Genomic DNA, 13,417 nt, shown 5'->3' with positions numbered 1-13,417 from the left:
GCATGGAGGTCTGTCCGACCGATTCTCTGCACAGGACTGCCAACGTGCTTGGAATCGATCTCGGGACTTGTCTTTTTTGCGGAGCCTGCGAAAGGGCCTGCATGCATGGAATCGTCCGATTCAGCCAGGACTATTGTCTGGCCGGACGTCGTCGCGAAGATCTGATCATGATGCCTGATCTGGCCCCAAGGGTCGAGGCCCTGGATTCCAGAATGCGCACGCTCTTTGGCCGGTCCCTCAAACTGCGCCAAGTTAGTGCGGGCGGGTGTAACGCCTGCGAGGCCGACGCCAACGTGCTGACCACGGTCGTCTTCGATATTGGCCGGTTCGGCATGGAATTCGTGGCCTCACCGCGACACGCCGACGGGCTCTACGTGACCGGGCCGGTGCCGGAGAACATGAGGGAGGCCCTGATCAAGACCTACGAGGCCGTGCCAGAGCCGAAGCTGGTCATCGCGGTGGGTTCCTGTGCCATTTCCGGCGGGCCATTTGCCGGGCTGCCGCCGGCGGGCACGGGGACGCAGGAACACATCCCTGTGGATCTGTTCGTTCCGGGCTGCCCGCCTCATCCGTACACCTTCTTGGACGGGGTTCTTCGCCTGCTCGGCCGCATCCCGTCCTGACCCCCACCATTTCCGCCTTTCGGGATCACGGCGAGCCGAGTTCGATGATGCTCAGGTTTGCCCGACCCATTTCCATTGACGTCTCATTCTTCTTATGCTCGCCGATTTGAACGACCGAGCAAAGAGCCTTGACAAGGTGTCAGCGGTCGTGGTCGAGAAAATTCCCAGGGGGGGATGGACGTCGAGTCCATCTCCCCCTTTGTCGTTTATGGATCTTGCCAGCCGGAGGACATCATGTCAGCGGAATGCCACGACACCGATAATGTCTTTTTCGAGAACGGCCACGACCTGCTCATGAACGCCCCCATCGGGGTGTACACGTCCACGCCCGAAGGGAGATTCACCGCGGCCAACATCTGCATGGCCAGGATGTTCGGCTTCGCATCGCCCCGGGAACTCATCGATTCGGTCACGGACATAGGCACCCAGTTGTATGCCGACCCGCAGGACCGGGAAAGGCTCAAAAAGGCCCTGAGGGACCGGACCGAGGTCATGAACCAGGAGTTCCAAATGGTCCGCCGTGACGGTACGGTCATCTGGGTGTCCCGGAGCGCCCGAGTCGTGCGGGACGAGCAGGGTCGGGTCGTTTATGAGGGCTTTGTTTCGGACATCACCGGCCGCAGGGAGGCCGAAGCGGCCAGGTTCAAACTCAGCCAGAACTATCAGGAGCTGGTCGAGAACATCAACGACGTCTTGTTTTCGACCGGCCAGGATGGGACCATCCAGTATGTGAGCCCACGGGTGGTCGAACTCCTGGGCTTCGCCCCGGTCGAGATCGTTGGCAGGCGGTATTCGGAGTTCGTTCTGGCCGAGGATCTGCCCCGGCTGGAGCGGGCCTGGGGAGAGATCATGGCCGGCAGGCTGGAGTCCAACGAGTACCGGCTCGTCAAGAAGGATGGCGGCATGGTCTGGGTCCGTTCGTCGAGCAGGCCCATTGTCCATGATGGAAAGGCCGTGGGCCTGCGCGGGGTACTGGTCGACATCACCGGGCTCAAGATGGTCGAGGAGGCCCTGCGCAAGAGCGAGGAGCGCTTCATGCTGGCCATGGACGCGGCCAGGGACGGCATCTGGGATTGGAATGTCGGGACCGGGGAGGTCTACTACAGCCCGGCCTACGCCGAAATGCTCGGCTACGCGGCCGATGGGATACCGGCTCATGTTTCCTCTTGGATGGATCTCATCCACCCCGAGGACGGAGAACGGGCCCTGGAGGCCAATACGAACTGCATTGAGAACCGGGCCGAATCGTTCGAGATCGAGTACCGGATGCGGGCCAAGGACGGATCATGGCGCTGGATACTGGGCCGGGGCCGGGCCGCCTCCCGGAACAAGGACGGCCGAGCGACGCGCATGGTCGGCACTCACACGGACATCACCGAGCGCAAGCGCTCCGAGGAGGCCATTGTCCGGGCCAAGGAACGGGCCGAGGAGGCCACCAGGGCCAAGTCCGAGTTTCTGGCCAACATGAGTCACGAGATCCGGACCCCCATCAACGGCATCACGGGCATGATGCAGCTTCTCCAGACCACTTTTCTGGAGGATGACCAGCGGGAGTATGTAAATCTGGCCGCCACCGCGGCCGACCGTCTGACCCGCCTGCTGACCGACATCCTGGACCTGTCCAGGGTCGAGGCAGGGAAGATGGATCTCGTCGAGGAGGCGTTCGAGGTCGGGTCCATCGGCGAATCGGTCGTCGGATTGTTTGCCGTCACGGCCAGGAGCAAGGGGGTGGTCCTGGAATGGACCCTGGACCGGGCCCTGCCGGGGCGGCTGGTGGGCGACGAGGCCCGCCTCCGGCAGATCGTCTTCAATCTGGTAGGCAACGCTCTCAAGTTCACGGACCAGGGATCGGTAAAGGTCGAGATGGACCGTCTGTCACCAGCCAAGGGGAATGACCTCCGGGTTCTGGTGACGGTGTCCGATACCGGGGTGGGGGTGGCCGAAAATCGTCTGGAGGAAATCTTCCAGCCCTTCAAGCAGGTCGAAGAACTCTACACCCGTCGGCATCAGGGAGCGGGCCTGGGCCTGAGCATTGTCCGTCGAATCGTTCAGCTCATGGGCGGGAGCATGGCCATGGAAAGCGAGGTCGGCAAAGGGAGCCGGGTCTACGTGGTCCTGCCCTTCAAGTTGCCGACAGAGGCTTCGGGTCAGACCGGGCCGGAGTCGACCAGGGCTTGCCGGCGGATGCGAATCCTTCTGGCCGAGGACGACCTCTCCAATCAGATTCCGACCCGAAAGTTGCTGGAAAAGGCCGGTCATCGGGTGGCCGTGGCCAAGGACGGTCGGCAGGTCCTGGAAATCCTGGCTGAAGATGATTTCGACTGCGTGCTCATGGACATCCAGATGCCGATCATGAACGGAGTCGAGGCCACCCGGGCCATCCGGTCATCCGATTCCCTGGGCTCCAAGCGGCACATCCCCATTGTCGCCCTGACGGCCTACGCCATGAAGGGCGATAGGGAGAAGTTCCTGGCCGCCGGAATGAACGGCTATCTGGCCAAGCCGGTGCTGATGGAGGATCTCGCGGAGGTTCTGGCCGGTCTGGGGGGCAAAACAGGCTGATTTGTCATTCAGCGTTGGAACGAGGCTTTGGGGATGAAAGTGGGCCTCGATTGAATCCGGGCGCGATTCACCGCACCTCTTGCGCCTTGCCAAGCGCAGTGATTCAGGCCAGAGTCCGGGGCGTTTCGGCAGCCCGCCCTGCCCAATATTCAACCATTTCCGGAGCCCCATGTTTCTCGGCAAAGATTTTCGGTACGCGATCCCCTGGAACCTGTTTCTGATTTCCCTCGGCTCGACGATCTACACCTTCGGGATCAAGACCCTGGCCGTCCCCCACCAGTTTATGCCTGGAGGGATCTTCGGGATTTCCTCGCTGATCTACTACGCCACGGAGTTTCTCAACCCGGGGATGTTGTTCTTCTTCCTGAACGTCCCGATCTTCGTCTTTGGATGGTTCAAGATCAGCCGGAGGTTCTGCCTCTACAGCTTCTACGCCATGGTCTACACGACCCTGATCTACCAGATCATCCCCACCTCATTCTCCATCGCGAACCAAGTCTACGCCTGCGTGGCCTGCGGGGCCATGGTCGGGTTCGGGGCCGGAATCGTTCTTCGGTCCCTGGGATCGGGCGGGGGAACGGACATCATCGCCGTGTACCTCTACCAGAAGTACAACATCGGCATCGGCCGGTTCTCCTTTGTCTTCAACTTCGTCCTGTTCGGGTTCAGCCTGGCCGTTCTCAGCCCCGATCTGGTGGTGGCCTCCATGATTCTGGTGTTCATCTCGTCCATGACGGTGGAAAAGACCTTGGCCCTGTTCAGCCAGCGCAAGGTGGTCTTCATCATTTCCAACCGACCGGAAGAGATAGGCCGCAAGATCGTGGACGAGCTCAGGCGGGGGGCGACCTTCCTGAAGGGTGTCGGAGCCTACACGGGCCAAGACAAGAAGATCCTGATGACGGTCGTCAACAACATCCAGCTCAAGCGGCTGGAGGAACTCGTCTTCACGGTGGACCCGGAGGCCATGTTCATCGTGGAGAACACCTTCAGCGTCCTGGGCCGGGGCTTTGACCGGCGCAAGGTGTACTGAGCGACGGCAGCAGGCCAGAACGGCCCGAAAACCATGAAACCGACAACGTCGTCCACCCCGGTGGGCCCGGCCCTGCTGGCCGCGGCCGGGGCCTTCACCCTCTGGGGCCTGCTGCCGCTGTACTGGAAGGTTCTGCAGGTCGTCCCGCCTTTCGAGATACTCTGCCATCGTGTCGTCTGGTCCATGGTCTTCGCTGCCGCGATCTTGACCATCCAGAAGCGGTGGGGGGAGACACTGGCTTTGGTCCGGCCCGGAAAGATTCTGCTTATCGGTGCGGCCGGGCTGCTTCTGGGGCTCAACTGGTTTCTGTACATCCTGGCTGTGAACACTGGCCATGTCCTGGAGGCCAGTCTGGGCTACTACATCAACCCCCTGGTCAACGTGGCCCTGGGCCGGGTTTTCTTCCAGGAACGTCTGCGGCCCCTACAGGCCGTGGCTGTGGTCCTGGCCATGGCCGGCGTGGCCAACGCGGTCTGGGCCTACGGCCGTCCCCCATACCTGGCATTGGGCATTGCCGTGACTTTCGCCTTCTACGGATTGACCCGGAAGGTGTCCCCGGCCAAGCCCATTCCGGGGCTGTTTCTGGAAACGGCAATGTTAGCCCTTCCGGCCCTCGGGTTCATCGTTTTTTCGGGCACGGCCCTGGCCTGGACCACCCCGGCCATGGATCTCCTTCTGGCCAGTACGGGAATCGTGACCTCGGTGCCTTTGCTCATGTTCGTAGTCGGGGCCAGGCGACTGACGCTGACCACGCTTGGTCTGCTCCAATACATCGCCCCGAGCCTGACCTTCGGTCTGGGAATCCTGGTTTTCAGGGAGCCTTTCGGCGTTCATGACCTGACCACTTTCGTCTTTATCTGGTTGGCGCTGACCCTGTACACGCTTCACGGGCTGCGCTCGGCCCGGATCACCATCCACGGGGTGCGCGGAGCCACCTCCTGAGCCCGTAGATGTCTCTTGACTCGGCCGGGGTTCAGTGAGAAGAACGCAGGACGTGTCGGGCAGAGAGTTGGATTGAGTCTGAAGCCGGGCCTAGCTCGGCGAAATGGATCGCCGTTCTCCGCAGAGCGGGAAACGGCACACACCTTCGAGAAGAATGGAAGTGACAGGTATGAATATCTATGTCGGCAACCTCCCCTATGGTCTTTCCGACCAGGAATTGCGGGAGGCCTTTGAGGTTTATGGTGAAGTGTCTTCCGCTTCCGTCATCATGGACAAGATGACCGGACGTTCCCGCGGATTCGGATTTGTCGAGATGCCCGACAAAGGACAGGCCGAGGAGGCCATCAAGGCTTTGAACGACAAGGACGTCCAGGGTCGTCCCTGGAAGGTCAACGAGGCAAAACCACGGCAAGACCGTCAGGACCGCCAGGACCGTCCTCGACGCTACTGAAACCAGGCCTCGGCCGGTCTTCCTTTCGGGGACGATCGGACCGGGTCTCTTTGCCTGACAGCACGGCCCGGAGATTCGTCTCCGGGCCTTTGCCGTTCATGGCCTACGGGGCGTTTGACCTTCCAAAGGCTTGAAGGCAAGATCGACCCAATTACTCGCAATACCATAGCGGAAGGACGGACAATGCGCAGCTCCAAGATGACCCAAGGACTGGAAAAGGCCCCCCATCGTTCCCTGCTTCTGGCCACGGGCATGAGCCGGGACCAGATGCGCAGGCCACTGGTCGGGGTCTGCAATTCGGCCAACGAGATCGTGCCCGGCCACGTTCATCTCCATACCATTGCCCGGGCCGTGAAGGACGGCGTGCTCATGGCCGGAGGAACACCGGTGGAGTTTCCGACCATCGGAGTCTGTGACGGACTGGCCATGAACCACGAGGGCATGCGCATGAGCCTGCCCAGTCGGGAACTCATCGCCGACTCCATCGAGATCATGGCCACGGCCCATCCATTCGACGCCCTGGTGCTGGTGACCAATTGTGACAAGATCGTCCCCGGGATGCTCATGGCCATGCTTCGGCTGAATATTCCGGCCATCATCGTCAGTGGCGGGCCCATGCTGGCCGGCAGATGCAGAGGCCATTCCGTGGATCTGATCACGGTCTTCGAAGGGGTTGGCCGGGTCAGTTCCGGCCGGATGACAGAGGCCGAGCTCGAGACCCTGGAGGATTCGGCCTGCCCGACCTGCGGGTCCTGTTCGGGCATGTTCACGGCCAATTCCATGAATTGTCTGTCCGAGGCCATCGGCCTGGCCCTGCCCGGCAACGGGACCATCCCGGCCGTGTCCAGCGCCCGGGTTCGGCTTGCCAAGGAAGCTGGGGCACAGGTCATGCGGCTTCTGGAGTCGGGCATTAGGCCCCGGGACATCGTCACCGAGGCCAGCGTGGCCAATGCGGTGACCGTGGACATGGCCCTGGGCTGTTCCACGAACACGGTTCTTCATCTTCCGGCGGTCTTTGCCGAGGCCGGGTTGTGCCTGTCCCTGGACATCTTCGACCGCATCAGCAGCAAGACCCCGAACCTCTGCCGACTGTCTCCGGCCGGTGCCCATCATGTCGAGGACCTGGACCGGGCCGGAGGCATTCCTGCGGTCATGGCCGAACTGAGCAAGGCCGGCCTGATCGACTCGAAACCCATGACCGTGACCGGAAAGAGCGTGGGCGAGAATCTCTCGACCCCGGCCGTTTCCGGCGGCGACGGAGAGGTCATCCGGACCGTGGCCGAGCCCTATTCGGCTCAGGGCGGCATCGCCATCCTGAAGGGAAGCCTGGCCCCTGAGGGTGCGGTGGTCAAGCAGTCGGCCGTGGCCCCGGAAATGATGCGCCACAAGGGCCCGGCCCGGGTCTTCGACGGCGAGGACGCGGCCGTGGCCGCCATTCTGGGGGGCAAGATCAAGGCCGGAGACGTGGTCCTGATCCGATACGAAGGCCCCAAGGGCGGCCCGGGCATGCGGGAGATGCTGACTCCGACCTCGGCCATGGCCGGCATGGGCCTGGACCGCGAGGTGGCGCTCATCACTGACGGCCGGTTCAGCGGTGGAACCAGGGGCGCGGCCATCGGCCACGTGTCCCCTGAAGCGGCCGAGGGCGGACCTGCGGCCCTGGTCCGTGAAGGGGATTCGATACTCATCGACATTCCGGAGCGCAGGCTCGACCTGGACGTTCCGGCCGGGGAGCTGGCCTTGAGACTGACCCAATGGTCGCCCCCCGTCCGGGAAATCCAGTCGCCGCTGCTGAGGCGGTATGCCCGGGAGGCCTTGTCGGCCGCCCACGGGGCCGTGTGGCGGAGATAGGCCGGACCCCATGACCTGGAATCGGGAGACCGCCGAGCGTTACGACGTCTGGGCCGAGACGGCGCGGGGCTCCCTTGTTTTGGGTCTGGAGAGAGCCTTTCTCCAGAAGATGGTCGCACCCTGGCCGCGGAGGAAGCAGACTCTGCTGGATATCGGTTCCGGCACGGGATTTTTCACGACCATGTTTTGGGAGGCCGGATTCGAGGTCACGGCCCTGGACGCCTCCCCGGACATGCTGTCCCGGGCCCGGGCCAGGCTGGGCAACAAGGCCGAATACCGGGTGGGCGTGGCCGAACACCTGCCCTTTGACGACAATGAGTTCGACTTCACAGCCCTGGTGACGGTCCTTGAATTCTGCGACGATCCGGCCAAGGCACTGGCCGAGGCCGGGCGGGTATCCCGCAAGGGTCTGCTGCTGGTCTTTCTCAACCGCTGGTCCTTCTACTATCTGAGCCATGGTAGACCAAGACCCGATCGGGGAATCCTGTCCCGGGGCCGCTGGCTCTCCTGGCCGGCCATTCGGCGCCTCGTCAACGAGGCCCTGGATCGGCCCGTACTCCACGCCCGTTCAATCCTGCCCGGCCCGTCCTGGACCTGGCGATCATGGCCCGGTCTTCAAACCCTGAACGGCTTGTGCCTGCCTCCCTGGATGGGGGCCTTCGTGGCCGTGCGGGTGGACCTGGGCCCTCGGTCGGCCCAGACTCCCCTTTTTGCCTGGAAGCCTCAGGCCCGTCCCATGTAGAGGCTATCGAACCCAGGTTTTTTTCGGCTCACGACAAATCCTTTTCGACAAATCCTTTCCTTTTGACCTACGTTTCTGATGAGCCTGGACAGACCATGGATCCATGTGCCGGGTTCGTCTTGGGGCGGGACCGCGGTCGATTTTTCATCGTACCGGAGAACCCCCCAGCCGTTAACGCCGGGTGATTGTCGGCTACGGAATTTTTCCGAAATTAAGGGCAAGAAGCATATCCCGGGCCTCGGCCAGGTCGGGATCCAGGGCCAGGGCCTGCTGGAAGCAGGCCTCCGCCCTGGTCAGATCGCGAGACTCCAGGGCTGCCCGGCCCAGGTTGCAGTGAAAGACGGCATTTTTGGGCGCCAGTTTCACGGCTTGGGCGAAGGTCTCCAAGGCCTCGGAGAGGCGTCCACGGCGGCGGAGGACGGCTCCGAGAATGTTGGCGCCCTCACCTGAATCCGGTGTTATGAGGTCGAGTTCCTGGGCCAGGCGTCGAGCCTCGTCCAGATCTGCGGCCTCCAGATGGAGGCGGGCAGCCTTCTTCAGAGCGTCCACAGCCTCGGGAATCCGTCCCAGACGGCGGAAGACCAAGGCCAAAGCCTCCTGGAATCTGGTCGAGGATGGGGCCAGGACGCTGGCCCGACTCAACGGCTCCAAGGCCTCTCCGCACCTACCCTGCTTGATGCGAACCAGGCCGATCTGGCCCAGGACCTCCGGATTCTCCCCCTTTTCGGCCAGGCCCTGGAGATAGATCATGGCGTGATTGAGGCGGTCCGCCTTGATCAGGTCTGCGGCTCTGGCCATGACCTTTCCTGTCCAGTCGGTTTTGGATGGAATTTTGGCCCCGGCCAGACCGGGCCAGAAGGTGGAGAACGCTTCCTGGACGGCCCGGCGGCTGACGGGTCTAAAGATGATGGCCGTGGGGCCGTGTCGCTCAAGAATGGCTTGGCGGGACCGATCCGAAGGACCGGCCAGGAGAACCACCGGCAGGGCTTGGAGTCCGGGGTCCTCCCGAATTCGGGTCAGAAAGTCCAAGCCCGAGCCTGTGGCTGTGGCCACGGAGCAGACCAGGGCGTCGACGGGCCTTGCCTCGAGGAGGTCATGGGCCTCGGCTACTCCACTGCATATGAGGGGATCGGTACTGGTCAGGTCTCTGAGGACGTCGGTCAGGACGGCCAGGGATGCCGGATCGTAGTCGATGATGAGTACGGTTTTGGCGTCAATCATGGCTGGCTACCAAAGATCCAGGAAGGAAGGTTCGGGCTGGTTGGGGCCGTCTGGCCCTGCATAGCCGGTGTGGTCCTGGTCGGCCAGGGCTACGTTCAGGGTTGAAGCCAGAGCCGGGGCCATAGCCGGGTCGGCAAATCCGGGTAGGGCCCGGACCTTGATCACTGGATCGGAACCAGCATCGAATTTCCGTCCAACCTCGGGCTGGGCTTCGAGGATGTCCCGGGCCAGGGCTCCCGTATTCCGACCGGGCTCAACGCGGAGAAGGCCACGGGCCCAAAACCATCGGCCGTAGCGCAGGACGAACTCGCAGACTTCCGGGCCAAGAAGGACGACCACCCGGACGCCTCCCCGGCCGGAGTTCTCGTCCGAGCCCAGGGTTTCCCGGATGCGGGGAAAGGTCCCGGCCAGAGATCTGGCCAGGGAGACTTCCTTGGAGGTCAGGGAGAATTCCAGACTCCGGCCGGGCCGAATGAGATCGTTGCGGGCAATCCAGGCTAGACAGGCCAAGGGGCCCGGGGAGAGGAATGCCGGGTCGAAATCCCGGCCGATCCTGGTGAAGACGGCCCAGCCTCCGGAGGGACTTCGGCCGACGATGAAGGACATTTCGCGGGCTTTTTGACGGAGGGTGGCCGAGGCCAGGGGGATGGCGTCGGGGCCGTGCCGATGCATCCATCCCAGCTCCCGGCGCATGAGATTTTCCAGCCGCATCCGGTCGGGTTCTGGCCGGAAATCCTTGGACAGTTTGGTCGAGAGCCGGGCTATGGTCTGGGCCACGTGCCGTTCAAAGAGGATTCGTTGCCGTTCGGGCCAGCGGCTGTAGGCGGCAAGCTGCAGACTCAGGGCGGAGGCCCAGTTCCAAGCGGCGGTCAGATCGCGTAGAAAGGCCTCTTTGGGGCTTCCGGACAGGGGGAGGCCTGTGTCCGGGCAGTCGCAGACCTTGAGAAAGACAGCCTGTCGCATGTCCTCCAGCAAGGTAACATCTCCGGATTTTTCAGCAAAGTCCAGGGCTGAGGACAGAAGCAGGCCATAGGGGTCGCTGCCCGTGTCTTCAGACGGGCCACCGAAACCCTTCCGGGCCAGATGGCAGGGCAGGGGGGAGCCGGGTCCGGGCAGGCCGGCGATGAAGCAGGCCTTGATCAGAGCTTTTGCCGGATGGGTGGCGGCCTTGTAGGCCTGCCAGAGAGTGGCTGTGGAAATCTCCCGGCGATCGACGGTCTCCAAGTCGCCGAGGTCGACATAGAGGGATCGGAGATCCTCGGATTCGTCCATGGCTGAGACAATCTCGGCGTAGGGAAGGCTGTCTCCGGCCAGTGCCCAGATCGGTATCTTGCCGCAGAGAAACAGGAACGTACGATAGAACTCCTCCTTGAGGATGGTGCCCATGCCCAGACCGAAGCCGCGGTCTCGGGCATCGGTGAACCGGTTCGCCCGAAGATCTGAAGGGGTCAGCACATAGAATCGGCAGGGCTGACCGTACTCGTCCTCGGCCCACCGTTCCACGGCTCCAAGCTTTTGGCGCAGAAGCCGGTGCTGGATGCTGCTTTTCATGGATTCGTCCACCAGGACCCAATAGTCGAAATCCGAGTCCGCACCTTGGCCGAGAGTGCCGATGCTACCCATGAGGTAGAGGCCCAGGATGCAGGGTCTGGGCAGGAGTGGACGGCCGAGGTCTTCCGCATCAATTTCGAGGAGATCCAGACCCGTGGCCCAGAACCCAGTCTCTTCGAGGCGATAAACTCCGCAACAGGCCAGGGGATGGTCCACCCAGCCGGGCAGGCGGGGGTCGTTGAAATGGAGAAGCAAGGGAACCAGGTGAAAGAGTTGGAAACGGTTCTCCGGCAGATAACGGATGAGTTCCCGGACGTGGAGGACGTTGTGATTGGCCAGACGGTCTTTGGCCTTACTGATGTGTTCGGCGATGTCGGGCATGGCTTGTGATTAGGCTCCTGTATTTCAAGTCTTCTAGTCCAGGGTAGCCCCGGAGGCAATGATCGCAACGCCTTGGAATTCTCCGGCCATTCCTCCGAAGCTGGACAGGTTCGGGCCAAAAGCATACGTATAGGAATAATTATTAAGACCAAGGAGGCGTGCATCATGCCACGGATATTGCCGTTTTTGACCGGTTTCCTGATTTCGATTTTCCTTGGCACATCCATCGCTGGGGCTTTTTTTTGCGGATCCTCCATTATCCAGCCCGGGGACACGGCCGAGTACGTATTGTCCTGCTGCGGCGAACCCCGAAGCCGGGAGCCGGTGTCCTTTCGGGTCAAGCGCGGGGACCGTTGGGAAGTTGTCGAGGGAGTTCGGGAAATCTGGACCTACGACTTCGGCAGCACGGCCTTTGTCCAGCGATTGACCTTCGATCACGGAGTCCTGACGGAGATCGTTCAGGGCGAATATGGAGAGGATTGAATATGAGCGACAAGGAGCAAGTCATGAGTCGGTCGAAACGGGCAGGTATTGTCGGAGTCACCGGGTACACGGGGCTTGAACTTCTTCGAATCCTGGACAGCCATCCAGAATTCGATCTGGCCTGCGCCACCTCCCGCAAGGAGGCCGGGCGGCGGATCGACGACCTGTTTCCCCATCTTCGGGGAACAAGGAATGGAGATCTGATGGTCGTAGAGCCGGATCTGGACATTCTGGCGGCCGAATGCGGCCTCGTCTTCCTGGCCGTGCCTCATGGAACGGCCCAGGAAATGGCCGCCGGTCTGTTGGAGCGGGGCGTGCTGGTCGTGGATCTGAGCGCGGACTTCCGTCTTCGGGACACAGCCGTGTACGAGGCCTGGTACAAGACGCCCCACACCCAGCCCAAGGCCCTGGCCGAGGCCGTGTACGGTCTGCCCGAACTCTACGCCCAGGAGATCGCCAAGGCCAGGCTGGTGGCCAATCCCGGCTGCTACCCGACGAGCGCCATTCTCGGGCTGTTTCCGGCCCTGGCCGAAGGTCTGGTCAAGGCCGATGGCCTGGTTGTGGACAGCAAGTCCGGAGCCTCGGGGGCCGGCCGCAAGGCCTCGGTGGGCATCCTGTTCTGCGAGGTCCACGACAGTTTCCGGGCCTACAATCTGGGGGGGCACAGGCACACTCCGGAGATCGAGCAGGAACTGTCGCGGGCGGTCTGGAAGGACGTCAAGGTGTCCTTCAACACCCATCTGTTGCCCATCGACCGGGGTATTTTGAGCACCATGTACGCCGAGCGGGTCGGGGACCACGATCTCGAAGCGGTCCACGCCGCATACACGGCCTTCTACCATGACAGACCCTGGGTCCGGGTCCTGCCCAAGGGCATCCTTCCGGAGACCAGACATGTCCGGGGAACCATGTTCTGCGATATAGGCCTGGTGGTGGACCCGAGAACGAACAGGCTGATCGTGGTGTCGGCCATCGACAACCTCTGTCGCGGGGCGTCGGGCCAGGCCGTGGCCAACGCCAATCTCATGACCGGCCAGGACCCGGGAGCCGGTCTCGGTCTCATGCCGGTCATGCCCTGAGACCATGGCCAAGGAGCATCCCATGAGCACAGGCGGAGCCTACGAGCCCATCTTCGTGGCCAAGCAGCCGATATTCGACCGGAACATGGACATCTGGGGCCACGAACTCCTGTTTCGGCACAGCGCGGACACGAACCGGGCCCGAATCACGGACGCGGACCAGGCCACGGCCAAGGTCATCGTGGACGGGTTTTCCCTGGTTCAGGCCGGCATGGGAGACAAGGACAAGGCCCTAGTGAATTTTCCGAAACGTCTTCTTCTGGACGGATCGGCCGAACTTTTGCCGGTGGCCCAGGTGGTGGTCGAGATTCTGGAAACGGTGGAACCCGAACCCGAGGTCGTGGAGGCCTGCAAAAGGCTCAAAAAGGCCGGGTACACCTTGGCTCTGGATGATTTCGTGGGCCAGCCAGGGTACGAGCCCCTGCTGGAACTGGCGGACATCGTCAAGGTCGACGTGCTGGGCATGGACGACGATCGGGTCCGGTCCGTGGCCGGGTCCCT

General features: G+C 62.5%; 12 protein-coding genes. 10 read left to right on the top strand and 2 right to left on the bottom strand.

Annotation, left to right across the window (positions count from 1 at the left end; all coding sequences use genetic code 11):
- The 7 genes from EOM25_08795 to EOM25_08765 all read left to right on the top strand — a co-directional run.
- A partial coding sequence (locus EOM25_08795) for a hydrogenase (protein NCC25281.1) occupies nt 1-623 on the top strand: 623 nt, incomplete at its 5' end.
- Nucleotides 624-797: 174 nt separating this feature from the next.
- On the top strand, nt 798-3,185 hold the full coding sequence (locus EOM25_08790; protein ID NCC25280.1) for a PAS domain S-box protein: 2,388 nt from the start codon (nt 798-800) through the stop codon (nt 3,183-3,185).
- Between the two features lie 169 nt (nt 3,186-3,354).
- Entirely contained in the window at nt 3,355-4,215 is an 861-nt protein-coding gene (locus EOM25_08785; protein NCC25279.1) for a YitT family protein, read from the top strand.
- A 33-nt stretch (nt 4,216-4,248) separates the two neighbouring features.
- The gene (gene rarD, locus EOM25_08780; GenBank protein ID NCC25278.1) at nt 4,249-5,157 is read left to right on the top strand and encodes an EamA family transporter RarD; all 909 of its coding nucleotides are present in this window, start codon (nt 4,249-4,251) and stop codon (nt 5,155-5,157) included.
- Nucleotides 5,158-5,326: 169 nt separating this feature from the next.
- The gene (locus tag EOM25_08775; GenBank protein ID NCC25277.1) at nt 5,327-5,608 is read left to right on the top strand and encodes an RNA-binding protein; all 282 of its coding nucleotides are present in this window, start codon (nt 5,327-5,329) and stop codon (nt 5,606-5,608) included.
- 183 nt (nt 5,609-5,791) lie between these two features.
- The gene (ilvD, locus tag EOM25_08770) at nt 5,792-7,459 is read left to right on the top strand and encodes a dihydroxy-acid dehydratase (GenBank protein NCC25276.1); all 1,668 of its coding nucleotides are present in this window, start codon (nt 5,792-5,794) and stop codon (nt 7,457-7,459) included.
- 10 nt (nt 7,460-7,469) lie between these two features.
- Entirely contained in the window at nt 7,470-8,201 is a 732-nt protein-coding gene (locus EOM25_08765; protein NCC25275.1) for a class I SAM-dependent methyltransferase, read from the top strand.
- Between the two features lie 192 nt (nt 8,202-8,393).
- Here the strand turns inward: EOM25_08765 and EOM25_08760 are convergent, their stop codons facing one another.
- Both EOM25_08760 and EOM25_08755 read right to left on the bottom strand, forming a co-directional pair.
- Entirely contained in the window at nt 8,394-9,422 is a 1,029-nt protein-coding gene (locus EOM25_08760) for a response regulator (GenBank protein ID NCC25274.1), read from the bottom strand.
- Between the two features lie 6 nt (nt 9,423-9,428).
- Nucleotides 9,429-11,354: a hypothetical protein gene (locus tag EOM25_08755; protein NCC25273.1), complete on the bottom strand. Its 1,926-nt coding sequence runs from the start codon at nt 11,352-11,354 to the stop codon at nt 9,429-9,431.
- 165 nt (nt 11,355-11,519) lie between these two features.
- Between EOM25_08755 and EOM25_08750 the strand changes: the two genes are divergently transcribed.
- The 3 genes from EOM25_08750 to EOM25_08740 all read left to right on the top strand — a co-directional run.
- A complete protein-coding gene (locus tag EOM25_08750) occupies nt 11,520-11,837 on the top strand; it encodes a DUF2845 domain-containing protein (protein ID NCC25272.1) in 318 nt (105 codons plus the stop codon).
- A gap of 23 nt (nt 11,838-11,860) precedes the next feature.
- Nucleotides 11,861-12,916 carry an N-acetyl-gamma-glutamyl-phosphate reductase gene (locus EOM25_08745; protein ID NCC25271.1) on the top strand — a complete coding sequence of 352 codons (1,056 nt, stop codon included), beginning with the start codon at nt 11,861-11,863 and terminating at the stop codon, nt 12,914-12,916.
- Between the two features lie 22 nt (nt 12,917-12,938).
- On the top strand, nt 12,939-13,417 hold a 479-nt coding region (locus EOM25_08740), incomplete at its 3' end, for an EAL domain-containing protein (protein ID NCC25270.1).

The organism is Deltaproteobacteria bacterium, from assembly GCA_009929795.1.
Classification (GTDB): Bacteria; Desulfobacterota; Desulfovibrionia; order Desulfovibrionales; family Desulfomicrobiaceae; genus RZZR01.
The sequence above is the reverse complement of the archived record's forward strand: the minus strand, read 5'-3'. Positions and strand labels throughout refer to the sequence as shown.